Here is a 26,558-nt window from a genome sequence, read left to right as displayed (position 1 = left end):
CTCGCTCATGTTTATCTGGCTACGGTCTACATTGCCTCAATTTGCATCTTACTTAAGTAGTTTTCAGACGGACCCTAGTAACCGTCAGTGTTTTTTAATGCGCGCCATCATGATGATTTCTTGTCTGGTCTAGCTAGCCTAGTAGCCTGAGTCTCACCGCTAACTTGGTATAATGAGATTATCAATTAGTAAGTAGGTGAGCGCATGAGTAATCTAACTTTTATTGGTGATATTCATGGTGCCGCTGATGATTTGACGGTTTTATTGTCTGATCCAATCATTGCGGACAGCCAAATTATTTTTTTAGGCGATTATATTGATGGCCTTAATGAGCGTAAATTTAGTGATCACGTTGAGTATTCGGCAGTTGATCCAATTCAGACGCTAGCAATTATTCGTGAACGTGTACTTGAACACCATGATATTGCGCTTCTGGGCAATCACGAAGATTTCTGGATTCAAACGGCGCGTCGTAATGATTTCATTGCCCGGACGTGGCAAGCTAACGGTGGCTTGGCAACTTGGCCAAAACTGGGGATTACTAAAAAAGATTTGGCAACAATCGCGCACGCTTTAAATCAACCACCACTCCAACAGTACACAGATTTTTTAAGTCAGTTACCAATTATTTGGCAAATGAGTCAATTTTGGCTGTACATGTCGGTATTTGCTGGGAAAATGATCTGGCTAAACAACATCGTGATGATTTACTGTGGATTCGCAATGACTACTTTTTTGCTGATGGTCGTTGGCGCGGGACTTGGCATGAAAATGAACTTGGCCGAATAATTGTCACTGGCCATACGCCAGTTCAAACAATTGTTGGGCCTGGTTATGGTTACTTAGAAATGAAAGCCAGAGTACATGACACACCCCGTTATTTAATTGACTCAGGTAGCCGCTCGGGTGCCTATGATGGAGGCATTTTTGCGTTAAGCGGAACCGGTTGCCTTTTGAGAACACGTTTCAGCAACGAAAGTTCGTATTATTTTTTGGAGAATGGACTTATGTTCAGACTCTTTTTGTCGTTGCGCAGAATGACCTTTTACGGCCACGTTTCGATCGTTAAAGTTGTTACCGATAACATCACGTAACAAGCTTGTTGTTTGCCGACTACTTCCATAAGATAGTCATTAGCAAGGTACGCGTGAGCGCAATCATTTCGAGAAAGGATGACTAAGCTATGCAACAATGGTATGATAACGCCATTATTTATCAGGTCTATCCCCGTAGTTTTCAAGATAGTAATAATGATGGTCTTGGCGATTTAGAAGGCCTTTTACAACGACTAGATTATATTAAGAAACTTGGGGTGAATGCGATTTGGATCAATCCAGTGTTCACTTCACCGCAAGTTGATAATGGATACGATGTTTCCAATTACTTCAATATTGATCCACATTTTGGTTCGATGGCGACAATGAATGCATTAATTAAACGTGCCCATGAATTGGACATGCACATTATTTTGGATTTTGTTTTGAATCATACTTCTGATCAACATCCTTGGTTTCAGGATGCGTTAAAGAGCCCCAAGAGTTTGTTCCGTGATTATTATATTTGGGAGCAAACAAAAAATGGTCAGGTACCGAATAATTGGGGCTCGTTCTTTGGTGGTTCCGTTTGGGCGAAGCATCCCAGCGAAAAAAATACTTATTACTTCCATTTATTTGATCAACATATGCCTGATTTAAATTGGGCCAATCCTGAAGTACGTCAGGCCATGATTGAAGTAGCTAAATATTGGGTTGAAAAGGGCGTTGATGGCTTACGATTAGATGCCTTCATCCATATTGCTAAGGCCAACTTGCATCAAGATTTTCCTAGTTCGGAAAAAGGTGCTGTCATTGCGGAGCCGATGTATGCCAATCTGCCTAATGTCGTCACTTATTTACAAGAGTTCATTAATGAGTTACGCAAAATTAATCCTGATTTATTTATTTTAGGTGAAGGTGCTTCCGCCGGGCCTGAATTGGCTGCTTTATATACACGCTCTAATCGTGGCAATGCTTTGTGTGATGGGATTGTTAGTTTCCGTAATTTACCTAAAGAACGCTTAGCTGATCAAGATGCTTTGGCAATGAAACTAAAATTGCCAGCGAAAGAAAAATTGGATTTAGCACAATTACCTGAAAGCATTGTTCACTGGCAGACATCACTAGCCCAAACCACGCAACCAACTTTATATTTTAGTAATCACGACATGCCACGAATGGCGACAGCTTATGGTGATTCTGAGTACTTAGAACGTAGCTTAAAAACTTTAGCCACAATGCAATATTTACAAAAAGGTGTGCCAATTATTTATTATGGCGAGGAACTAGGGTTACAAAATGTTGAGTTGGAACGCTTTACTGCCTTTCAAGATCAAACTGTCACCGCATTAAAGACACAACTGTCTGGTCGCGAGCAAACAGCGGTGTTGCATTACTTGTCGCAAACACATAAAACCCCGGCGCGGCAGCCGATGCCTTGGGATGATACCGTTAATCAAGGCTTCTCGGAACATGAGCCTTGGCTAAGAACGGCAACGAAACAAGTAACGGTAGCCGAAGAAGAGGAAGATCCGGATAGCTTATTAAACTTTTATCGCCAATTATTGCATCTCAAACAACAAGAACTTTTCGCCAATGGTGAATTTCGTTTATTGACAGCACCAACTGGACTATTAGTTTATGAGCGTTACTTAGCAGGTAAATCAGCACTGATTGTCACTAACTTAACCAGAGAATCAGTTAGCTATAGTAATGACGATTGGACCAATGCCGATATTATTTACACTGTGGGCCAAGTGACTTTAGCAGATAACCAATGGCATCTGGCGCCATGGTCTAGCATTGTTTTGAAGCAAGATCAGTTACCATGGCTTTAGACTATTAAAAAAACAGACGAGAGAGGAAATCAATTTTATGGAAGCAGCAGCAATTTATCATCGCCCTGATAGCGAATTTGCGTATTTATATCAACCAGGTGACTTTCGGGTCCGTCTACGGACAAAACGGGATGACGTCAAAGAGGTGCAGTGTTTTTACATGGATCCTTATGATGCCGCCGATTCATATCAAACGATTAGTATGAGTAAAATCGCTGATACTGAAACCTTTGATTATTGGGAGGCATCATTAGATGTTGCCCATAAGCGTGTCCAATATGATTTTAAAGTTGTTGGGCAAGATGGCGTGGCCGTACTTTACGGTGATCGCGGGGTCTTCCCATTTGCGCCACAATTAATTGCCAGTGCAGGTAACCCATTCCGCCAACCATATTTTCATGAAATCGATCGGTTTAAAGAGCCTGATTGGGTGCGTCACACTGTTTGGTATCAAATCTTTCCAGAACGATTTGCTAATGGTGATGTGAATAATGATCCTAAGGGAATCAAACCTTGGAATAGTGAGTTAACACCAGGTCGAACTGATTATTATGGTGGCGATTTACAAGGTATTATTGATCATCTGGATTATCTACAAGAATTAGGTATTAATGGTTTATATCTTTGCCCTATTTTTAAGGCTTATTCAAATCATAAATATGATACTATCGATTATCTGGAAGTTGACCCGGACTTCGGTGATAAAGAGGTCTTCCAGAAGTTGGTAGTTGAAGCACATCGTCGCGGGATGAAAGTGATGCTTGATGCGGTGTTTAATCATATGGGTGATCGTTCTGTACAGTGGCAAGATGTTGTTGTCAATGAGCAGAAGTCGAAATTTGCGGATTGGTTCCATATTAATAAGTTTCCAGTTGCTTTCAAAGAAACAGATGATTTTGAAAAGGCTAATGAGTTAACTTATGATACTTTTGCTTATACCCCACATATGCCAAAGCTGAATACCGCTAACCCTGAAGTTCGTGATTATTTAGTTAACGTTGCGACTTATTGGATCAATGAATTTGATATTGATGCGTGGCGCTTGGATGTTGCCAATGAAGTTGATCATCGTTTCTGGCGTCATTTTGCAGATGCTTGTCACGCTGCCAAGAAGGACTTCTATATTCTTGGTGAAGTTTGGCATTCATCACAACCATGGCTAATGGGTGATCAATTCTCAGCAGTTATGAATTACGCGTTTACAGAAACTGTTGTTAATGGTTTTGTTAAAAAGACCTTGACACCACAACGAATGGTTGACGGGTTGAACTATCAACGGATGTTGTATCAACGGCAAGTTAATGAGGTTATGCTGAACACCTTGGATTCCCATGATACGGCAAGATTACTAACAGTTTGTGACGATAATAAAGATTTGTTGCGGCAAACTGTGGCCTTCACTTTCTTACAGGAAGGTGAACCATGTATTTACTATGGTAGTGAAGTTGGTATGGATGGTGGCAACGACCCTGATTGTCGGAAACCAATGAATTGGAATGAAGCAACACAGGATCATCAACTATTTGCTTTTTATCAAGACTTGATTAAGTTACGTTTAGCTAATGCTGATTTATTAACTCAAGGTGATTTAGAGTGGACAATCGTTGATGATCAACGTGGTCTGATACAAGTAACGAGAACTGGCGAAGAAAAACAGGTCATCGGCACCTTCAATCTGGGTGATGAAAGTCAGGATGTTAGCTCACTCAAACTTGATGAAAATCAACAACTTAGCCAGAGCTTTGTCGGTCAAGTACTTGGTCAACAAGGCTATGTTATTCAAGTTAAACCACGTGGTTAAATTTAAATCAAAAGAGGTTTCATGGTGAAAAAATTGAATTAGAAAAGACTCACAACGTCCGTGACTTAGGTGGTGCCTACACGGAAGACGGTCGGGAAGTCAGTTATCGAAAAATTGTTCGTTCGGCCAATTTAATTAATATTAGTTCGGCTGATAATCAGAAACTTTATGATTATGGCATACGGACAGTGATTGATTTACGCTCAGTTGATGAAGTTCAAAATGATCCCGATAATATTCAAATAGCTGGAATTAATTATGTCAATATTCCTATTTTTAAATTAAGCGAGACTGATGCCGCTCATCACAGTCAGAACCGAGTTAAATCTGGCTATCAACAGATGATGATCGAATATACGGAACTAGTTACCTCAGAGTTTTCACAGCGGGCTTATCGACAGATTTTTGATATCTTCTTAGCTAATTCAGCGGCCGGTCAAAGCGTGTTGTACCATTGTCTAGGTGGTAAAGATCGTACTGGTATTGTCTCATTGCTCTTCTTGGGGGCCTTGGGTGTGAATCAAGACCAGATTTTTGCTGATTATTATTATACGAATTTTGTTTCTTGCAAGATTATCAAGCAAGCTTTCACGGAAGCTAAGGCACATCAAGCAAGTCGCCAAGCGTTGCTGGATCTAGAATCATTTATGACGGCTAAGAAAACGTATTTTGATCGGATGATGATCTTGTCACTCAAGCTGGCGGTGCTCAGTCATATTTGATTAATCAAGTAGGGCTATCTCGGCTAGATTTACAGAAGTTACAACAATTATATTTACAAGACTAAAGTATTTTAAGCAAACGTAATGAATTATCAATATTAATAGTCTGTTGGACAATTTCTTTAGTGAGAGGAGAGACTGTCCGACAGACTTTTTTTACTGTAGAATAGTAAGCGTGTGTTACAAGTAACATGAACAATTGATTTAAAAAGACATTTATTTTTGCCAAATTAAGGGTGGATTAATTTTATTGAATGTAGTTAGGCTTGATAAATCAACAATAAGATAGAAATGGCGTTGTGTTTTCGTGAGGGCTTATTTTCGAATTGGTGATACCAGTGATATCAGAAAGTTAAATCTTGTTAGCGGTAACACGTGTTGAACGCTTGATAATGGTCTTGCAAGTTAGCATAATAAGCAATGTAAGCGAAATCAATAATTATTTTAGGAGGAATAAGTAATGAGTATGAAAAAATGGCGTGCAGTAGGAATGGTTGCATTAACAGCGACTGTTGCGTTGTCATTAGCTGCTTGTGGTAATTCAAAGAAGAGCAGTGAATCAAGTTCAAGTAGTGAGAAAACATTAACTATCTCTGTTGATAAAGGATATAAGAAATACATCAACAAGATTAAGGGCGATTTCGAAAAGAAAAACAATGTCAAGATTAAGATGGTTAACAAGGATATGCTTGATCAATTAGATGCTTTACAACTTGATGGTCCTGCAGGTAAAGCACCAGATGTGATGATGGCACCTTATGACCGTGTTGGTGGCTTAGCCCAACAAGGACAGATTGCTACTTATACTGCACCAAGTGGTCGTTATGCAACTACTGGTTCTAACGCAGTTAAATTTGAGAAAAAGGGTTACGGTGCTCCAGTGACAATTGAATCGATTGTCATGTATTACAACAAAAAATTAATTAGCAAAGCACCAACCAGCTTTAAAGAACTTGATGAAATTTCTAAAGATCCAAAATATGCGTATGAAAATGACAAAACTAAGAATGTTGGTTTCTTAGCACAATGGACTAACTTCTATGTTAGCTATGGTATGTTCAAGGGTTATGGCGGTTATGTATTTGGTGATGACAATACTAACCCTAAAAAGATTGGTTTAAACAATGCTGGTTCAGTTGAAGCAATTGATTACATGAGTAACTACTTCAAGAATATCTGGCCAAAAGGTATGCAAGATATCAAAGCTAACCAAAACTTTATTGATGATCAATTTACTAAAGGCAAAACTGCCGTTGTCATTGATGGCCCATGGAAAGCTGAAAGCTATAAAGAAGCTAAACTTGATTTCGGTGCTGCTGTCTTACCAAAATTAGACAATGGCAAGAACTATCAAGCCTTTGGTGGTGGTAAAGCTTATGTTATTTCACAATATTCTAAGAACAAGTCAGTTGCTAAGAAGTTCTTAGACTATGTTTCTAACGAAGCAAACCAAAAGACTTTCTACAAGATGACTTCTGAAATTCCAGCTAACTTGAAAGCACAAAGCTATGCTAAAGAAACTGGTAACGATTTAACAACAGCCGTTATCAATCAATTCAAGCTTGATGATCCATTAATCAACTTGCCAGAAATGTCTGAGGTTTGGGACGCTGGTCAAACAATCGTTACTAATGCCGCTTCAGGTAAGATGACTTCTAAAGTTGCTGCAGACAAAGGTGTAAAAGTTATCAAAGAAAAGATTGAACAAAAATATAGTAGTAAATAGTTAGGATTTATTTGATAAAATGTCGATGGGTTTGTAAATCCGTCGACATTTTACATAACGGAAAGGGAGGGACCAGTAATGACTGATCCGAAAGTTCAAGACCCTAAGAAAGCCAGATTACTCTCGATTATTCCAGGACTTGGTCAATTTTACAACCAACAAATATTAAAGGGAATAATCTTTCTAATTGGGTTTATCGGTTTTGCAATTGAATTTATCGTCTTTGGTTTTCAAGCAATTCATGATCTGATTACACTGGGATCACAACCAGTTGTAGATAATTCATTATTCATGATGATTGAGGGAACTTTACAAATTCTTGTCTTAGTTTTCGCGGTTATCCTCTATATTGCCAATATTTATGACGCTGGTAATATTGCTAATCAAATTAATTTAGGTAAACCAGCTTCGAAAACATTTATGGAAATGATTAAGAATATTGGTGATGGTGGCTTTCCATATCTATTCTCAATTCCTGCATATTTCTTAATGCTCTTTATTATTGTTTTCCCAGTATTAGTAACGCTGTTCATTGCCTTTTCAAATTATGATTTTCTCCATGTTCCACCTGCACATTTGTTGCATTGGGTTGGCTTCAAGAATTTCACTTCATTATTCTTTTTGAGTAGTTACCGTAAAACCTTTAATGCTGTTTTTGGTTGGACAATCATTTGGACTCTGTTAGCAACAACCTTACAATTATTCATAGGTATTTTTACGGCCGTTGTTGCTAATCAAGACTTCATTAAATTTAAACGATTCTTCGGGGTTATTTTCCTATTACCATGGGCAATCCCAGCGTTTATTTCAATCATGAGTTTCTCTAATATTTTTAATGATTCCGCTGGTGCCATTAATGTGCAAGTTATTCCTTTCTTCAATAAAATCTTGCCATTCTTGCATATGCCATTACCATCTTGGAAAACAGATCCTAACTGGACTAAAGTTGCGATTATTATGATTCAAGGTTGGTTGGGCTTTCCTTATATTTACGTCATGGTTACCGGGATTCTGCAGGCAATTCCTAACGACTTATATGAAGCTGCGACCCTTGATGGTGCAACTGCAATTCAGAAGTTTAGTCACATCACAGCACCAACAATTTTCACGGTTGCTGCACCAATCTTTATTACGCAATATACTGGTAACTTTAACAACTTCTCAATGATCTATCTGTTTAATGATGGTGGTCCTGGCGATGTTGGTGGCGGTGCTGGTGGTACCGATATCTTGATTTCTTGGATTTATAAATTAACAACTGGCCAGTCACCACAATATTCAATCGCTGCCGCGGTTACTTTACTGATTTCAGTGATTGTCATCGGTGTTTCACTAATTGTCTTTAAACGGACTGGCGCGTTTGACTTAGGAGATGACTAAAAATGGCTCGCAAACAAAAAAATATTAATGAACATTCGGCAATTAGAAAACGTCGCGTGAACCATTTCTTCACGTATCTTTATATGGTTATTCTAGCGATTATCATTATTTATCCAGTTTTAATTACAGTTAGTTCAGCCTTTAAGGCCGGCAATGTCCAATCATTTACTCTGGACTTCAATTCGAAGTGGACGTTGAATAACTTCCACCGGTTATTCGCAGAAACGCTTTATGGTACTTGGTACAAGAATACTTTGGTTATTTCGTTCTTTACCATGCTGGTACAAGTTTGTGTCATTACTTTAGCAGGTTATGTTTATAGTCGCTATCGCTTTATTGGTAAACGATTTAGTCTGATGTTCTTCGTCGTTATTCAAATGGTACCAACCATGGCGGCCTTAACCGCATTTTATGTCATGGCCAACTTACTTGGTGCTCTTGATCATTATTGGTTCTTGACCTTGATTTACATTGGTGGTGGTATTCCGATGAATACTTGGCTGATGAAAGGTTACTTTGATTCTGTACCATATGATTTGGATGAATCAGCTAAACTTGATGGTGCCGGTAACTTCCGGGTATTCTGGCAAATTGTTTTGCCATTGGTTAAACCAATGATTGCCGTTCAATCCTTGTGGGCATTTATGGGACCATTCGGCGATTACATTATGGCTAAGTTCTTGTTACGTTCGGATGAACATTTAACAGTTGCCGTTGGGTTACAGCAATTTATTACGAACGCACGCGATCAACAAGTAGTCCTGTTTGCTGCTGGGGCAATTTTAATTGCTTTACCAATTAGTATTCTGTTCTTCTATTTACAAAAGTACTTTACTAGTGGATTATTATCAGGTAGTACTAAAGGTTAATTATCTCAAAAGATTGGATTGTGAGCCATGAAAAAAGTTGCTTTTCCAGTACGTTACTTTATGTCGGCAATAACGCCAAAGGCAATGTTTAAAGGACGACGTGCGCTGAATTGGTTGCAAATGATCATTATTTTTATCTTTTTGAACGCATTAATGATTTTACCGATTCCCATGTTTTATGCCCAACAACAAACTTTTAATTTTCATGCTTTCTTGCCAACATCGACAAGTTTACTCTCACGTCCAGAATTAAAACAGGCGGCCAAGTCATTTCGATTTGATGATAATAAATTACAAAATGATCAGACCCAGATTATTTATCAAACTAAGAACACTATTATTGGTATTAATTTATCAAGTAAACAGTTACACCAAAAGAAATCAGCGCTGAACTTACAGAAGACCCAGTTCATTATTCAAGAGCAATCTCGTCAATTTCCAGCAGCTTATCAAGTAACAGATCAGGTTGATCCACAAAGACAAATCACTAAATTCTTGAAGGCCAGTTGGTATCGGTCAAATCGGGGCACAATTGTGATGTTAATGATGTTTTCTGTTGGTCTGATTGTGGTTGGTTCTAACTTGCTCCTAGTTCTTGGTGCAGCTTTCTTCATATCACTAATGAAACGTAATCCTAAGACTTCGGTTAAGGGATTCAAAGAAGCAATGAATATTACCTTAAATGCCTCATTTTATGGCATTATTGCAGCAATGTTTGTTGGCTTTATCAGATTTGATTTTACGTTAATGTTCACTATTTATTCAGTTTTTCTAGCGCTGTCAGTACTAGCGATTTATTGGCGAACGAGATTTAGTGATCAATTTATTAGTTGAGTCATTAAGACATCTAAAATGATCACATTTTAGATGTTTTTTTTAACCCAAGATCATTGATAAAAAATAACAGTTTAGTTAGGTATTCTGTTATCGATAACAGCTGGATATCCGTTGATTGGGTACTGATCTCATGAGAATATAAAGTAGAGATTTAGGAGGTTCTAACATGACAAAGCGATTATTTGAAATTGATCCTTGGGTGATCAAAACAAATCAATTAGCCATTGATGATAAACGATTACAAGAGAGTATTACGTCCATTGGTAATGGTTATATGGGGATGCGGGGTAATTTTGAAGAGGATTATTCTGGTGATACACACCAAGGCCTTTATCTTGCTGGTGTTTGGTTCCCAGATAAGACTCGGGTTGGCTGGTGGAAGAATGGTTATCCTAAATATTTTGGTAAGGCCATCAACTCACCAGACTTTCTCCGGATTCCGATTAAAGTGAATGGTGCGACTCTAGATTTAGCTAAGACTGACTTTACTGATTTTGATTTGGAATTGGATATGCATGACGGCGTATTGCGGCGTTCATTCATTGCGACTTTTGGTGATACCAAAGTTAAATTTAGTTTTTTACGTTTTATGAGTGTTGTTACCCGCGAGTTAGGCTTGATTACTGTTTCAGCTGAAGTTTTAAGTGGCCAGGCTGAGTTGGAATTTGCACCTTCGATTAATGGTAATGTGCATAATGAAGATTCTAATTACGAAGAGGCTTTTTGGCAGTTCGTTAACCAAGAGGCAACTGCTGACCATTATAGTTTAACAATGGAAACTAAGCCGAATCCTTTTGGAACACCACGTTTTTCTGTTACTGAACAGATGACCAACTTAGTTGAAAGTGATGCGCAAGTTGAGCGGACTGCTAGTGCTAGTCCCGCAAAAGTTAGCGAAACGATTAAGACAACTTTAAAGGCTGGTCAAAAAGTTATTTTACGTAAACAAATTGCTGTCGTTACTAGTCGTGATGTTAAGACGGCTGACCAAAAAGCAGCCGCTACAAAAGTTTTAGCAGCTGCCGCTGAAAAGTCACTGGCAACACACTTAGCTGAGCAAGATGCTGCATGGCGGAAACGTTGGGCTCAAGCAGATGTTGAAATTTCTGGGGATCCTGCCGCTCAGCAAGGGATTCGCTTTAATATTTTGCAATTATTTATGACTTATTATGGTGAAGATTCACGGCTTAATGTTGGTCCTAAGGGTTTCACTGGTGAGAAATATGGTGGTGCAACTTACTGGGATACTGAAGCCTTTATTGTGCCCATGTATGTTTCAGTGACTAAGCCACAAGTTACCCGGCAATTATTGGAATATCGCTATAATCAATTAGCTGGTGCTTTCCACAATGCGCGGCAACAAGGACTTAAGGGTGCCTTGTATCCAATGGTGACTTTTGACGGGATCGAATGTCATAACGAATGGGAAATCACCTTTGAAGAATTGCATCGTAATTCAGCTGTTGCTCATGCAATTTATGAATATACCGACTATACTGGAGATACAAGTTATGTTTTAACCAAGGGTATCGATGTGTTGGTTGGCATCGCTCGCTTCTGGGCTGATCGGGTTCATTTCTCCAAGCGGCATCAACAATACATGATTCACGGTGTTACTGGACCAAACGAATATGAAAATAATGTTAATAATAATTGGTACACCAATCAGATGGCCACTTGGGTCTTGCGTTATACTTTAGAAATCTTACAACAAGTTTCTTCTGAAAAAGCCACTGAGCTAGATGTTAGTGCGGCAGAACAAGATCATTGGCGTGATATTGTTACTCGGATGTATTATCCAACCGATGAAAAATTAGGTATTTTCGTCCAGAACGATGGCTATCTAGATAAGGATTTACGGCCAGTTTCAACCCTTGATCCAAGTGAGCGTCCATTGAATCAACATTGGTCATGGGATAAGATTCTTCGTTCGCCATTTATTAAGCAGGCTGATGTTTTACAAGGGATTTATTTCTTGGATGATCAATTTACTTTAGCAGAGAAGAAGCGTAATTTTGATTTTTATGAGCCAATGACTGTTCATGAATCATCGCTTTCTGCATGTATTTATGGTATTATAGCTGCTGAAATCGGTGAAGAAGATAAAGCCGTTTCATTGTATAGTCGGACGGCACGTTTGGACTTGGATAATTATAATAATGATACTGCCGATGGCTTACACATTACCTCAATGAGTGGCGGTTGGCTTTCAATTGTCCAAGGTTTTGCTGGTTTGCGGCATCATCAAGGTCAATTATCATTCAAGCCTTTCTGTCCGGAAAATTGGCAACAATATCGTTTCCAAATTAATTATCGCGATCGTTTGTTAGCTGTGACTGTTAGTCATCAAGCAACCACGTTAGAAGTATTATCTGGCGATGATTTGGTTGTTGCGGTCAATGGTAAAGAAGTCTCATTACCAACGGCTAAGGCAGTTACAATTGCTAATGAAGCACATTAATGGAAGGATTAATGAATAATGATTAAAGGTTTCGTTTTTGATTTAGATGGTGTCATTACTGACACCGCACGTTTTCATTACCAAGCATGGGCTAAAATTGCTCAAGACGATTTGGGGATTACAATCAATCCTAGTGTTAACGAGCAACTTAAAGGTGTCAGTCGGATGGACTCTTTGAACATTATTTTGAAGTTTGGCCATCGTGAAAATGATTTTACTCAGGAACAAAAAGAAGTGTTTGCCACTAAGAAAAATGATTATTATGTGGCATTGATTTCGCATATGACGCCAGCTGATATTCTACCTGGAATGAAAGAATTCCTTGATGAATTACGAGCAGAAAATTATGGTATGTCGTTAGCTTCAGCTTCAAAGAATGCACCTCGCATTTTGGCGGGCTTAGGTTTGACAACCTACTTTGATAAAATTGTTGATCCTGCAAGTTTACGTCATGGCAAGCCTGATCCCGAGATTTTTGCCAAAGGCGCGGCACTTTTGAATATTAAACCTAGTGAAGCAGTTGGGTTGGAAGATGCTTTTGCTGGTATCCAATCAATTAATGGTGCTGGTGAATTTTCTGTGGGGATTGGTGACCCTAAGATCTTGCATGAAGCTGATCTGAACTTCAATTGCACCGCTGAGGTTTCTTTAGCAAAAATAAAAGCTGCCTATGCTGATCAAAATGATCAAGATTTGGCTATTGACTAATGACGATTAGTTAAACAGCGTGTGACACATTGGCATCAAGGAATACTAGTTGCCTTTTGAAAACGCGTTTTAGCAGTTAAAATTCATCCTGACTTTACTACCAGAACTTTTGTTATCTGCTAAAGTAAATCAGTTTGAAAACAGCCTAGTTCCAACTTCTTAGTAGCCTTGGCTACTGAGACGAGTTGCTGCTAGGCTGTTTTTGTGTGCGTCAATGTTGGTCTCATTAATTTGGACTTGCAAATCGGAATCAATCATCGGCTGCCCGGGTAGCTCCATTGGACTAATAGCAAAATAAGTAATCTTTTAAAGTTGGGCCAAAGATGATAATATGAACTGGAGTTTAGGAGGGATTTTGTGGGAAAAATAAAAATTTTTGATCGCAATCAAACAGGCTTTAGTGTGAAAACTGAAATTATCGCTGGATTAACAAGTTTTTTTGCGATTTCTTATATTTTAATTGTCAATCCAATGATTTTAAAGGATGCTGGTATGCCAGTGGCAATTACTTTTTTTGCAACGGCAATTTCGTCAGCGCTAGGCTGTTTGATCATGGCCCTTTTTGCCGATGCACCAGTGGTTTTGACACCAGGTATGGGGGTTAATGCCTTCTTCACCTACACGTTGGTCACTGGGATGCATCTCACTTGGCAACAAGCACTGACAATTTCACTTTTCAGTGGGATAGTCTATGTCATTGTTGCTTTTACGAAATTAAGTCGGATCTTATCTGACAAAATCCCGCTCAATTTAAAAAAAGGAATTACCGTGGGTATCGGCTTATTCTTAGTTGAGTTAGGACTAGAGAAGGCTGAAATTATCAAGTCAGGTGGTAGTCGTTCGCTATTATCGTTTGGCTCAATTACTGATCCAGCAACAATTGTCGCTTTCATTGGGATTGTAATTTGTTTATTCTTAATGGTCAAAAGAGTTCCTGGTGATTTTCTAATTGGCATTATTATCACTACGGTTATTGCCAAATTATTGGGCGTAAAAAGTAGTAACGCTACTACTGTTTCAATTAATGATATTGGTCAGTTTACCCACGCACTTTTTCAATTTGACTTTAATCACTTTTTTAATACAAAATTTTTGATTGCGGTCTTTTCAATGTCGATGATTTTAATTTTTGAATCAATGGGTTTGTTAGAAGGTTTATTAACGGATCCTCGGAAATTTCAGAAATCATTTCAAGCAAGCTCAATGACGGCATTATTATCGGCGGGCTTATCAACGAGTCCAACAGTTGCCGCTGCCGAAAGCGCTTCGGGTATTCAGAGTGGTGGCAAAACTGGTTTGACTGCCTTAACGTCAGGGATAATGTTTGCCGTTTCAATTTTTGTGGCGCCTTTAATTGCCATGATTCCCCAAGCAGCGATTTCACCAGTGATTATTATTACTGGGGCTTTAATGATGAAAGAACTAGCCAATATTAAAATGGCGGCACTAGACGATTGGTTTCCTGCATTCTTAATCATTACGTTGATTCCACTGACTGGCAGTATTTCAACAGGATTGGAATTTGGGTTTATTGCTTATCCGCTAGTTAAAATATTTGCTAAAAAAACCGATGAGTTAAATCCGGCTATTGTAACTGTTTCAATTCTGTTCTTATTAAACCTAATTTTATCGGCAACCATTTAAGGCGAATGTGACCAGCGGCAGTTACCTTTTGAGGACACGTTTCAGCAACCAAAATTCGACCTTATTTCGTCTAAATGACTGATGTCCAGACTTTTAATGATCAAAATAGTTGCTGGGCGCCGCACCTTATTATCAAAAGCTAACAATGTGTTTAATAGCTAAAAAAATCATAAAGAAGCCTGTCAGGTAATTTCTCAAGAAAGTCAAGAAATTGTCTGACAGGCTATTTAAATTGTTCTTTTATCCAGGCAAGGCGGCGTCAATTGAGCCACGGAAGCTCGAATTAATTGTGGCCTGATACATGGTCATTAGGATTAATCGCCGCCATCAACAGATCATCTGCATAATGGTCATCAATACGAATCGCTTCACGGCGTCGACCTTCAAGTTGAAAGCCAGCGCGCTGGTAAGCCCGTTGTGCCCGAGAATTAAATGAAAAAACATCAAGCTCTAGACGGTGAAGATGTAATTGCTCAAAAGCAAAATCGCGGTTTTGCTGAATTGCCCAGGTTCCTAGACCATGTTTGCGTGCTTGTGGTTGGAAAATTGCAATTCGGTAATTGGCACAGCGATTTGCCCAGTCGATTTCGTTGATGACATTTTCACCAATAATTTGTTGTTGTTGATTGATCAATAAAAAGTCGTAACGATTGGCATCTAGACAACAATTATGAAAGAAATCAACTACCTCAGTTTCAGTAAATGATGGTGCACAGCCAGTTAGCAGTACAATCTCTTGGTCAACAGGATTGAAGTTCTGCTGATAGTAGGCACTGGCTTCGTCATAGTAGCCCAAGCGCATTGTGATGTTTGCCGGTGCGAAATACCAGTAAGGATGGTATTTTTTTGTCATAGAATTAACCTAGTTTCAGCGAATTATTTTGAAGAAACATGTTTGAAGCCACCAAAAGTAAAGATTAGACCGGTAATTAAGAAAACAATCGATAACGAATAATTGTGGTCAGTATAGGCGGCCAGTAGGGCGAATAACAATAATAAACCAACAATCAGTTCAGCTTTGTTTTGAACTTTAATTTTTTTCATGAGTACACCTCATTTCATTAGAGAAATGGAATCGTGCTGAAAATGTCAATTAATTTTTGTAGCTGCGGATCTGGTAATGAACTATTACGATAAACTAATAATAAATAAAATGGTGGTAATTGTAAATTGGGAATCGGCAATTGTTGAATCCCACCTTCACCAAGAATCGCAGTTTCAGTGATAAAACTGATGCCCTGATTTTGTTTAACTAAATCTAGCAAGAGGCGATATTCACTGGTCTGATAAATAACATTGGGGACGACTTGATATTTCTGAGTAAAGTATTGAAAAACTTGTTGATGAACAGATTGCTCATCTAATAGAATAAAATCCTCTTGGGCTAAGTCAGTGATGTTCAATGGCATTTTAAAATGATGGTCAATTGAGGCGATCAATTTAAATTGATGCGCGCGAATAATTTGATATGACAAATTAGGATCCTGCGGCAGGCTGGTACTACCCAATAAGGAAATATCCAGTTGGCCCGTTTGTAATAGTTGTTCAAGTTTGTGTGAGCCATTCACGATCGGTTCGATTGTACTTAATAACTTCTCTCGCCGCAGTGTACTAAAAACTTTTGGAAATAAATAATTAGTAATAATTGGTGGTAGGCCAACTTTGATTTGCCGAGATTTGATTCGACGCAAGTCATGACTGATCAACTGATCTTCGTGTAAAATTCGCTGAATATGTTGTTGTAATTGGGTCCCCGCTGGCGTCAACTGTAACGAATTGGCATAACTTTTACGTTCAACGAGCATGACACCATATTCAGATTCCAATCTTTTCAGCGCATAAGTGATCGTTGGTTGGCTGACCTGAAAAAATTTTGCGGTTTCCGAAAAACTTTTTTTCTCGGAAAGTTTTTGAAAGTAACGTAAGTCCTTAAAATTCATTGCTATATCAACACCTATAAATAATATTTATTAATTATAACATATTTGACTATGATTTTTATAGAGGGCTATAGTAGGCACCGTAAGTTAATTAGATCAGGAATATAATCAATCACAAATGTTTTTCGAATTTACTTGATGAGAGCAAATAAATTCCTGATGATTTGAATTTGGAGGTTGTCGACTATGACTAAGACAGGTTTAGAATTACTTCATGATCCATTCTTAAATAAAGGAACTGCATTTACTGCAGCTGAACGTCAAGCTAACAAAATTGAAGGTTTATTACCACCATTTGTTCAAACTTTGGACCAGCAAGTAGAACAAGCTTATGAACAGTACAAGATGCGGGAAACATTTTTAGCTAAACGTTTGTTCTTAATGGATATTTTCAATGAAAATCGGGTATTGTTCTATAAATTATTTAGCGAACATGTTTACGAGTTTATGCCGGTCGTTTATGACCCAACAATTGCTGACACGATTGAAAATTATAGTCGGTTGTTCTTAGATCCACAGAATGCCACTTACTTATCAATTGATGCGCAAGATGACATGGCAGCAGCTTTGAAAAATGCTGCTGGTGATCGCGATATTCGTTTAATCGTGGTTACTGATGGCGAAGGTATTCTTGGTATTGGTGACTGGGGTGTTCAAGGTGTCGACATTTCGGTTGGTAAATTGATGGTCTACACAGCTGCTGCCGGGATTGATCCAAGTATGGTTTTACCAGTTGTCTTGGATTCTGGTACGAATAATCAGAAATTATTAGATGACGAACTTTATCTTGGCAATCATCATCAACGTGTGACTGGTCAACCTTACTACAATTTTGTTGACAAATTTGTGGCATTGGCTGAAAAGTTATTCCCTGATATGTATTTACATTTTGAAGACTTTGGTCGTGATAATGCTGCTAATATTTTGAACAAATATCGCGAACATATTTTAACTTTCAATGATGATATTCAAGGTACTGGGATTATCACTTTGGCTGGTATCTTAGGCGCTTTAAATATTTCTCATGAGAAATTGACTGATCAAGTTTACATGTCATTTGGTGCTGGCACTGCCGGTGCTGGGATCGTTAAGCGGATTTACGATGCTATGGTTGAAGAAGGTTTATCTGAAGAAGAAGCTAAGCAACATTTCTATTTAGTTGACAAGCAAGGTTTGCTTTTCGATGATACTGAAGGCTTAACACCAGAACAAAAGCCATTTACACACAGTCGTAGTGAGTTTGCTAATGCTGATGAATTGACCAACTTAGCGGCAGCTGTTAAAGCTGTTCACCCGACAATCTTAGTTGGTACTTCAACTCAACCTGGCTCATTTACAGAAGAGATTGTTAAAGAAATGGCTGCTCATACACCACGGCCAATTATTTTCCCATTATCAAATCCAACTAAATTAGCTGAAGCAAAAGCTGAAGACTTATTAGCTTGGACTAATGGCAAAGCTTTAATTGCAACAGGTATCCCAGTTGATCCAATCGAATATAATGGTGTGACTTATGAAATTGGTCAGGCAAACAATGCGTTAGTCTATCCAGGTCTTGGGTTAGGTGCGCTGGCAGTTTCTGCGAAGTTATTAAGCGATGGCATGATCAACAAGGCTGCTCATTCACTTGGTGGCATTGTTGACCCAACTAAGGCTGGTGCTGCAGTTTTACCACCAGTGTCTAAATTAAATCAATTCAGTATGACTGTTGCGCTAGGTGTTGCTGAACAAGCAATTGCTGAGAAGTTGTCAGATGCGACTGATGCACAAGCTGCCGTCGAAGCTTTGAAGTGGACACCAAAATATTAATCTAATCAGTTATTACTGAATTTAGTAGTAGCGGGAGAGAAAGTTAATTTGTTTTAATAGAGCTCATTTTAATACGGGGGTAGTAAAAACATGGAAGCATTTATCACATCATTACAAAGTGTTGTTGAAATTGTCCTAGTGATTGCATTAGGCTATTGGTTACGACGTTCAGGTCATTTGGGTGACAAATTTAAAGGTGAGATTTCCTTTATCATTATGAAAGTCGCTTTGCCAGCTTCAATCTTTGTCTCAGTACTTAAATATTTGACTCGCGATAAGTTAGCAAGTTTATCTGGTGGTTTAGTTTTCGCATTTGGTAGTTTTGCTGCTAGCTACTTATTGGCTTGGATACTGACGAAAGTGCTTAAAGTTCGTAAAGGTCGTCGCGGGACATTTATTAATATGTTTGCCAATGCAAATACGATTTTCATTGGCTTACCATTAAATATGGCGTTATTTGGCACTAAAAGCTTGCCATACTTCTTGGTTTATTATGTCATGAACACTGTTTCAACTTGGGCAGTCGGTGTTTTCTTCATCTCAAATGATGATCCAACCGCAGAAAAGGGCGCTAAAAAAGATTTCAACTGGCGTAAATTGTTACCTGCACCATTGGTTGGTTTCTTAGTTTCGTTAGTCTTCTTATTGTTAGCCATTCCAGTTCCAGAATGGATCAATAAAACTTTAGATATGGTTGGCGGAATCGTGACGCCAATGTCACTCATTTATATCGGGATTATTTTGGCTGATGCTGGTTTAAAATCAATCCGATTTGACCGTGACACTGTCTGGGCTTTATTAGGCCGGTTTGTCTTTGCACCTGCATTGATGATCAGCTTCATCTTAATTGGTCGTTCAATGGGAACGACGATGCCATCCTTGGAAAGTAGCACTTTGATCATCCAAGCTGCAGCACCAGGTTTGGCCGTCTTACCTATTTTGGTTGGTCAGTCTCATGGGGATGTTGATTATGCAACCAATGTGGTCACAACTTCAACTGTCCTCTTCGTGGTCGTTGTGCCAATCTTAATGCAAGTTGTCTCACTACTATAATTAAATAAACTGTCAATCATCCAAAAACAGCGTGTGACAAAAGGCAATTAGCCGGTGATCATAACGTAAAAAGACGAGCAATTCTTCGTAGAATTGCTCGTCTTTTGGCGTTAAGCGGAACCAGCTACCTTTTAAGAACACGTTTCAGCAGTTAAAACTCGGCCTTATTTTTGTTAAATGACTGTTGTCCCAGCTGCTTTTATATCGTGCCAAAAGCTTAGTTAAGTTGATCAAACAGAATTGATGCTGACGCCAGGCTAGCTTGCTGGTTGTGGATATTTTAGAATGATCAGCGCTTAATCACGGCCAGCGTCAAGAATTTCGACACCGTCCTCACGGCCAACAACAACTTGATTGACTAAATCAAGGAACAAACCATGTTCGACAATCCCAGTTTGATGGTCCAGCCAGTCGGCCAGTGCATGTGGATCGTCAATTTGCTGGAGTTGTAAATCAATCACATAGTTTTTATTGTGGGTTAGTAATCGCTGACCGCTTTCATCAAGTCGAAATTTAGGTTTCAGGTCCCTGGCAGCTAAGCGTTGGTAGAGATGTTCGACGCCAAAAGGAATGACTTCTAGCGGCAATGGGAAAGCACCTAAGTGAGCGACTAATTTGCTGGCATCAACAATCCAAATATTCCGTTTAGAATTTAATGCCACAATTTTCTCGAGTAAATGAGCAGCACCGCCACCCTTGATCCCTTGGAAATTACGGTCGACCTCATCGGCGCCATCAATTGTCAGGTCAAGTTCAGGTGCGTCGTTTAAATCAATCATTTTAATCCCCAAAGCACTGGCTTGTTTGGCAGTTCGTGATGAGGTAGCGACACCAGTAATTTGTAAATGTTCATCGCGCACCCGGCGACCTAAGGCGTCTACCAGATAAAAAACTGTTGATCCAGTACCTAAACCAATGACCATACCATCTTCAATGAATTTAACAGCTGCTTCTGCGGCCTGCTGCTTTAACTGATTCTGATCCATGCTATTCTTGAGCTCCTTTGGGATTATGATAATAAACATCGGCGTAGTCTGCACGTTGTTCAAATTCGTGTTTGGCATAAGTACACAGCGGCATAATTTGTTTGTGATCAGCACGCGCTTTGGCAACTACAGCAGCCACTAATTGACGGGCAATTCCTTGACCACGCAGACTAGGGTCAACAAAAGTGTGGTCTAATGCATAAAACTCATGATTGGCGGCTTCTTGAAAAGTGACTTCCGCCAATAATTTCTGATCTGGTCCTAAGTGATAGAAACGTCCCGGTTCATAATTAAATTCCATGAATCATCGCTCCTTTTCTTTTCAATAACTAACCTTATTCTACCTTATTTAGTTAGCTAGCTTCAATTTAATCTGGCGTTAATTCAAAATTGGTTTCTTTTCGGCCATTTCAGTAAGTTGGGTCAAGGTCCATTTCGATTCATCAATCCACCGATTATCTGACTGTTTGCGCATATTATTTGGATTTTTTTATAATAAGTAACCAGTGCTAGTAATTAATACTTATTTAATCGCTTTTACTGACAGAGATTATTTATCAGGTTGCCGAGAAATGGTATGATATTAACTTAGATGAGCTGTTATCTTTAATTAACTTTTTGGAGGTTTGGCATAAATGGGTGTTCGTGGTTTTGAGGTTGTTTCACGTTTTAAGGATCAGGAGCTGGCTTTACCGCAGCGACAAACGAAGCATGCAGCAGGCTATGATTTTGCAGCTGCAGAGGATTTTGTGTTGCCATCAATTTGGAAGATGAATTTTGTTAAGGTCTTTCGTAAGATCAATAATGAGCACGAATTAATGAATAAAGATTATTTACAGGCTGAGGCTGCTTTACGGCCCTTATTAGTGCCCACAGGCATCAAGGTTAAAATGCCTGCTGATGAAGTATTGTTGCTGGTCAATCGTTCTAGCAGCCCTTTAAAGCGATTCTTGATCTTGCCTAATGGCGTCGGCGTGATTGATGCAGACTACTATAACAATGACAAAAATGAAGGCGAAATTTTCTTCCAGTTAGTTAATTATGGTTTACGAGATCAGGTCATCAAAAAAGGTGATCGGTTAGGTCAAGGAATTTTCGTGAAGTATTTGACCGCTGATGATGAAGAACCAATTACCCAAGAACGTCAAGGTGGTTTTGGTTCCTCAGGTCGATAAACTGATCAGGTAATTCAAAATATTTTTTTGATCACGATTGCGTATTTAATAGTAATAGGAAAATAATAAGGAGTTCATATGGCGAAAATCAAAACTCAATATGTTTGCCAGAATTGCGGCTACACCTCACCAACTAATTTTGGCCGTTGTCCTAATTGCGGGGCCTGGAATCAGATGGTCGAAGAAGAAGTTCAGCCCACACCAAGTGCTGCTGCAGCTGCTGCGCAACCTAGTCGCCAACGAAGCTTTACGGACCGACAAAAGCCGCAGTTGTTAAGTCAAGTTGATTTAACTAAGCAGCCTCGCATCAAAACTGAACTTGGTGAATTGAATCGTGTTTTAGGCGGCGGAATTGTGCCAGGCTCGTTAATTCTTATTGGTGGTGACCCTGGTATTGGTAAGTCAACGTTGTTGTTACAAGTGTGTGGACAGCTGCAGGCAACTGGGGATAAAGTGCTCTATGTTTCTGGTGAAGAAAGTTCTGGCCAAATCAAGTTGCGAGCTTCGCGTTTAGGCGTTAAAGGTGCTAAGCTATACTTATATCCAGAAACAAACATGACCGCAATTCGAGAAACTATTGCGGAACTGGATCCAAAATTTATTGTGATTGATTCGGTGCAAACGATGAATGTTCCTGAATTAAGTTCAGCTGTTGGCAGTGTTTCACAAATTCGCGAAGTAACTGCCGAATTGATGCAAATCGCCAAGACACAACAGCGGACAGTTTTTGTTGTTGGCCATGTGACTAAAGATGGCGCGATTGCTGGTCCTAAAATTCTGGAGCATATGGTCGATACTGTTCTTTATTTTGAGGGCGACCTGCATCATGCTTATCGCATTCTGCGATCAGTGAAAAATCGCTTTGGTTCGACTAATGAATTGGGAATTTTTGAAATGCACGAAGATGGTCTTCGTGAAGTGGCGAATCCTTCTGAACTTTTCCTTGAGGAACGATTAGCTGATGCGACTGGGTCAGCGGTGGTCGTTTCTTTGGAAGGCACGCGGCCAATTCTGGTAGAAATTCAGGCTTTGATTACTCCAACGATGTATGGCAATGCTAAACGAACAGCAGCCGGTCTTGATCATAATCGCGTGGCGCTAATTATGGCTGTTTTAGAGAAACGCGCTAATTTGATGTTACAAAATCAAGATGCTTATCTTAAAGCTACTGGTGGGGTAAAATTAGATGAGCCGGCAATTGATTTGTCAATTGCCTTAGCGATTGTCTCTAGTTATCGTAATAAAGAAATTCCCGCCGATGATTGTTTTATTGGCGAAATCGGACTAACTGGCGAAATTCGGCGAGTAAATCGGGTACAAGAACGGTTACGTGAGGCTGCTAAATTAGGTTTTAAACGTGCATTTGTCCCTAAAAACAATTTAGCGGATCTGGAAGCGCCAGCGGGGATCGCAGTAATTGGTGTTAAAACAATCAAGCAGGCAATTTATTTGGTTTTTCAGGATACAAATGATTAAGTATAATTTGAAGTGATTTGAAAGGAGGTGAAATTTATGAGACGGAAACAATTTATTGGTCGATTACTTTTTGTCATTGCAGGGGCTTTTGCAGGCTATTCTTTTTTACCAGCATTATGGGAAGTACTCGGCCTTGCTGATGTCCGCTGGTTAAACACGACTTTAACGAATTTACTGCTTGGCGCAATTATTCTATATCTTTTGTCGTTATTGCTGTTACCGCCATTAGCACGTTTCTTAGGTAAGAAGGAGAAACAGATATTAGCGATGAATCCAACGAAATTACTTTTTGGTTCGTTATTCTTGCTAATCGGGTTATTACTGGCGAATGTTATTGCTATTCCACTTTATCGCATTAATATTTCTCTGATTAATACTTTTCTGCCAATTCTATTGATGGTTGTTTTAGGCTATCTTGGTTTTCGTTTGGGGACGACTCAAATGGATGACTGGCGGAAGCTGTTTAGTAAACGACGCAGTGATAATAATGTCGAAAATTTGATTTATGATCGCAAGCCTGACGATAATTTCCATAAGTATAAGATTTTGGATACCAGTGTGATTATTGATGGCCGAATCCATGAGTTAGTTAAGACAGGCTTTGTAGAAGGTGTTTTACTGGTCCCCGTTTTTGTGGTTCATGAATTGCAGTTGATCTCGGATTCTGCTGATAGTTTGAAACGTGCTCGCGGTCGTCGTGGCTTAGATATTCTTAATGAGATGAAGGATGATCCTGAAGTCAAAATTGAAAATTATGATGGTGACTTTGACGATTTAACTGAAGTTGATAGTAAATTAATTAAGCTAGCTAAGTTGATTGACGGCATTGTTGTGACTAATGATTACAATTTAAACAAGGTTTCTGAATTTCAGAACGTACCTGTCTTAAATATTAATCAACTAGCCAACGCGCTGAAACCAGCTGTTTTACCTGGCGAAGCGATGACAGTCACAGTCGTTAAAGCTGGGACTGAACGACAACAAGGGGTTGCTTACTTAGAAGATGGCACCATGGTTGTTGTTGAAGATGGTCAGTACTACTTAAATAAAGAAATTCAAGTGGTCATTACCAGTGCTTTACAGACGGCAGCTGGTCGGATGATTTTTGCAAAACCGTTACATGCTCAGCACGGGATTACCGAACATGCTAGTAAAAAATAAATCGTTTTTCTGGCAACGGACTGAGAAGCAGTGTTTGATAAAAGCCACTTAGTCTGCCACCAGCTTCTTTAAATGAGAATGTGCCAAAAGGCGGTCAGTCGGTGAGCATTTTTACGTTAAGCGGAACCGGTTGCCTTTTGAGAACACGTTTCAGCAACCCAAATTTATTTTTAACAAAAGTGACACTTCAGTCCCAGCCTCAAAAAGGTTGTGATTGAAACCCGATAAATATTGACAAAACTAAAATTGAACTAAATTATGTTTTTAGTTGGGGCTCAGCCCTTGTTTTAACTCACTAAAATCGTTACACTTGTAATTGGTATTTTCAGAAAAAGGAGTATTTTGAACATGGCAAAGGATGAAATTCGAGTTCGTTACGCACCAAGTCCAACAGGACACTTACACATTGGTAACGCCCGGACTGCGTTATTTAACTACTTATTTGCACGACACAATAAAGGTAAGTTTATTATTCGGATTGAAGATACGGATACTAAACGAAACATGGTTGGTGGCGAGCAAAGCCAGTTAGAAAACCTGAAGTGGCTGGGAATGGATTGGGATGAAGGTCCTGATATTGGCGGCGATTATGGCCCATATCGTCAGTCTGAACGGATGTCAATCTATCAACCACTGATTCAACAGTTAGTTGATCGTGGCTTAGCATACGAATCTTATAAAACTGAAGACGAGTTGGAAGCCGAACGTGAAGAACAACGGGCTAACAGTGAAATGCCACATTACGTTTACGAATACGCTGGATTATCTGAGGATGAGAAGCAAGCTAAAATTGCCGCTGCTAAAGCAAAAGGTTTGGAACCAGTTATTCGTTTCCACGTTCCTGAAAATCGGACTTACAAGTTCAAAGATTTAGTTAAGGGCGACATTAGTTTTGATTCAGAAGCAGTTGGTGGTGACTTCGTCATTCAGAAGCGCGACGGCATGCCAACTTATAACTTTGCGGTTGTTGTTGATGATCATATGATGAAAATTACTCATGTTCTGCGTGGGGACGATCATATTGCTAACACACCAAAACAATTGATGATTTATGAAGCTTTTGGTTGGAATCCGCCTGTCTTTGGCCACATGACGCTGATTATTAACGCGGCCACTGGTAAGAAACTTAGCAAACGTGATGAAAGTGTTCTTCAATTTATTGAACAATATAAAGAATTAGGTTATTTACCTGATGCAATGTTTAATTTCATTGCTTTACTAGGTTGGTCACCTGTAGGCACGAACGAAGTCTTTAACCGTAAAGAACTCATTAAAGAATTTGATGAAAAACGTTTGAGTAAGTCACCAGCAGCTTTTGATGCGAAGAAGTTGGAATGGGTCAATAACCAATATGTGAAGAAGGCCGATAGCGAAGTTATCACCGACTTGTCCTTACATGCTTTGATTAAAGCAGGCCGTGTCAACAACGATCCCCAACCAATGGAGATTGAATGGGCCCGGCAGTTAATCTCCCTTTATAAGGATCAAATGAGTTATACTGCGCAAATCACAGAACTTTCTGATGTCTTCTTTGAAGAACCACAAGAACTTGATGAAGCAGCAATGAAGGAATTAGCTGATGATGATGCCTTACCAGTTTTGGAAGCTTTCAAAGCAGGAATTGACAACATTGATCACTTTACTTCTGTTCAAATTATGAAAGTTGTTAAACAAGTTCAGAAGGATACTGGCGTTCGCGGTCGTAAATTGTACATGCCAATTCGAATTGCTACTACGCGTTCAATGCATGGTCCCCAATTAGGCGAATCCCTAGAATTATTAGGCCGTGAAAAAACTGCCAAGCATATTGTTGAAACTTTGAAGCAAATGCAAGCCTAATTGTTTCGCTAAACTTGATATCAAACTAGCTTACTTTTATGCTATATTAGAGACTGGAACAATTTTGTTTCAGTCTTTTTATATTCACTTTAATTCTGA

The 26,558-nt window shown here is 39.1% G+C and carries 22 protein-coding genes; 17 read left to right on the top strand and 5 right to left on the bottom strand.

Annotation, left to right across the window (positions count from 1 at the left end):
• The first annotated feature begins 204 nt into the window (after positions 1-204).
• From EKM81_RS06380 to EKM81_RS06330, 11 genes are all read left to right on the top strand, one after another.
• On the top strand, positions 205-789 hold the full coding sequence (locus EKM81_RS06380) for a metallophosphoesterase (RefSeq protein WP_225420202.1): 585 nt from the start codon (positions 205-207) through the stop codon (positions 787-789).
• A gap of 394 nt (positions 790-1,183) precedes the next feature.
• On the top strand, positions 1,184-2,872 hold the full coding sequence (locus tag EKM81_RS06375; RefSeq protein WP_125649996.1) for an alpha-glucosidase: 1,689 nt from the start codon (positions 1,184-1,186) through the stop codon (positions 2,870-2,872).
• 37 nt (positions 2,873-2,909) lie between these two features.
• A complete protein-coding gene (locus EKM81_RS06370) occupies positions 2,910-4,673 on the top strand; it encodes a glycoside hydrolase family 13 protein (RefSeq protein WP_125649994.1) in 1,764 nt (587 codons plus the stop codon).
• A gap of 32 nt (positions 4,674-4,705) precedes the next feature.
• On the top strand, positions 4,706-5,395 hold the full coding sequence (locus EKM81_RS06365) for a tyrosine-protein phosphatase (protein WP_125649992.1): 690 nt from the start codon (positions 4,706-4,708) through the stop codon (positions 5,393-5,395).
• 460 nt (positions 5,396-5,855) lie between these two features.
• On the top strand, positions 5,856-7,121 hold the full coding sequence (locus EKM81_RS06360; RefSeq protein ID WP_225420201.1) for an extracellular solute-binding protein: 1,266 nt from the start codon (positions 5,856-5,858) through the stop codon (positions 7,119-7,121).
• 78 nt (positions 7,122-7,199) lie between these two features.
• A complete protein-coding gene (locus tag EKM81_RS06355; protein ID WP_125649990.1) occupies positions 7,200-8,501 on the top strand; it encodes a sugar ABC transporter permease in 1,302 nt (433 codons plus the stop codon).
• A gap of 2 nt (positions 8,502-8,503) precedes the next feature.
• On the top strand, positions 8,504-9,370 hold the full coding sequence (locus tag EKM81_RS06350; protein WP_125649988.1) for a sugar ABC transporter permease: 867 nt from the start codon (positions 8,504-8,506) through the stop codon (positions 9,368-9,370).
• A gap of 27 nt (positions 9,371-9,397) precedes the next feature.
• Positions 9,398-10,204, top strand: a complete 807-nt coding sequence (locus tag EKM81_RS06345; RefSeq protein WP_125649986.1) for a hypothetical protein — start codon at positions 9,398-9,400, stop codon at positions 10,202-10,204.
• A gap of 169 nt (positions 10,205-10,373) precedes the next feature.
• Positions 10,374-12,668, top strand: coding sequence for a glycoside hydrolase family 65 protein (locus EKM81_RS06340; RefSeq protein ID WP_125649984.1), 2,295 nt, complete (start codon positions 10,374-10,376; stop codon positions 12,666-12,668).
• Between the two features lie 18 nt (positions 12,669-12,686).
• Positions 12,687-13,376, top strand: coding sequence for a beta-phosphoglucomutase (gene pgmB, locus EKM81_RS06335; RefSeq protein ID WP_125649982.1), 690 nt, complete (start codon positions 12,687-12,689; stop codon positions 13,374-13,376).
• A gap of 357 nt (positions 13,377-13,733) precedes the next feature.
• Complete coding sequence (locus EKM81_RS06330; RefSeq protein WP_225420200.1) at positions 13,734-15,020, top strand: NCS2 family permease; 1,287 nt, start codon at positions 13,734-13,736, stop codon at positions 15,018-15,020.
• 283 nt (positions 15,021-15,303) lie between these two features.
• Here the strand turns inward: EKM81_RS06330 and EKM81_RS06325 are convergent, their stop codons facing one another.
• The 3 genes from EKM81_RS06325 to EKM81_RS06320 are packed head-to-tail and all read right to left on the bottom strand — an operon-like array spanning position 15,304 to position 16,960.
• On the bottom strand, positions 15,304-15,873 hold the full coding sequence (locus EKM81_RS06325) for a GNAT family N-acetyltransferase (protein ID WP_191987270.1): 570 nt from the start codon (positions 15,871-15,873) through the stop codon (positions 15,304-15,306).
• Positions 15,874-15,896: 23 nt separating this feature from the next.
• Positions 15,897-16,064, bottom strand: a complete 168-nt coding sequence (locus tag EKM81_RS11180; RefSeq protein ID WP_164509232.1) for a hypothetical protein — start codon at positions 16,062-16,064, stop codon at positions 15,897-15,899.
• A gap of 17 nt (positions 16,065-16,081) precedes the next feature.
• Positions 16,082-16,960 (bottom strand): LysR family transcriptional regulator, encoded by an 879-nt coding sequence (locus EKM81_RS06320; protein WP_125649980.1) that lies wholly within the window; start codon positions 16,958-16,960, stop codon positions 16,082-16,084.
• A 186-nt stretch (positions 16,961-17,146) separates the two neighbouring features.
• On the opposite strand from EKM81_RS06320, the gene EKM81_RS06315 reads away from it, so the two are divergent.
• A complete protein-coding gene (locus EKM81_RS06315; RefSeq protein ID WP_125649978.1) occupies positions 17,147-18,769 on the top strand; it encodes a malolactic enzyme in 1,623 nt (540 codons plus the stop codon).
• 90 nt (positions 18,770-18,859) lie between these two features.
• Positions 18,860-19,822 carry an AEC family transporter gene (locus tag EKM81_RS06310; protein ID WP_125649976.1) on the top strand — a complete coding sequence of 321 codons (963 nt, stop codon included), beginning with the start codon at positions 18,860-18,862 and terminating at the stop codon, positions 19,820-19,822.
• A gap of 296 nt (positions 19,823-20,118) precedes the next feature.
• Here EKM81_RS06310 and rpiA read toward each other — a convergent pair whose 3' ends face one another.
• Entirely contained in the window at positions 20,119-20,808 is a 690-nt protein-coding gene (gene rpiA / locus EKM81_RS06305) for a ribose-5-phosphate isomerase RpiA (RefSeq protein WP_263853324.1), read from the bottom strand.
• Position 20,809: 1 nt separating this feature from the next.
• Positions 20,810-21,109: a GNAT family N-acetyltransferase gene (locus tag EKM81_RS06300; RefSeq protein WP_125649972.1), complete on the bottom strand. Its 300-nt coding sequence runs from the start codon at positions 21,107-21,109 to the stop codon at positions 20,810-20,812.
• Positions 21,110-21,443: 334 nt separating this feature from the next.
• On the opposite strand from EKM81_RS06300, the gene EKM81_RS06295 reads away from it, so the two are divergent.
• From EKM81_RS06295 to gltX, 4 genes are all read left to right on the top strand, one after another.
• Positions 21,444-21,983, top strand: a complete 540-nt coding sequence (locus tag EKM81_RS06295; RefSeq protein ID WP_125649970.1) for a dCTP deaminase/dUTPase family protein — start codon at positions 21,444-21,446, stop codon at positions 21,981-21,983.
• Between the two features lie 78 nt (positions 21,984-22,061).
• Positions 22,062-23,459: a DNA repair protein RadA gene (gene radA, locus EKM81_RS06290; RefSeq protein WP_125649968.1), complete on the top strand. Its 1,398-nt coding sequence runs from the start codon at positions 22,062-22,064 to the stop codon at positions 23,457-23,459.
• Positions 23,460-23,495: 36 nt separating this feature from the next.
• A complete protein-coding gene (locus EKM81_RS06285; RefSeq protein ID WP_125649965.1) occupies positions 23,496-24,620 on the top strand; it encodes a PIN/TRAM domain-containing protein in 1,125 nt (374 codons plus the stop codon).
• 348 nt (positions 24,621-24,968) lie between these two features.
• A complete protein-coding gene (gene gltX, locus EKM81_RS06280) occupies positions 24,969-26,459 on the top strand; it encodes a glutamate--tRNA ligase (protein ID WP_125649961.1) in 1,491 nt (496 codons plus the stop codon).
• Positions 26,460-26,558 lie beyond the last annotated feature (99 nt).

Source organism: Lapidilactobacillus gannanensis, from assembly GCF_003946675.1.
Classification (GTDB): Bacteria; Bacillota; Bacilli; order Lactobacillales; family Lactobacillaceae; genus Lapidilactobacillus; species Lapidilactobacillus gannanensis.
This window is presented reverse-complemented; position numbering and strand designations above follow the sequence as displayed.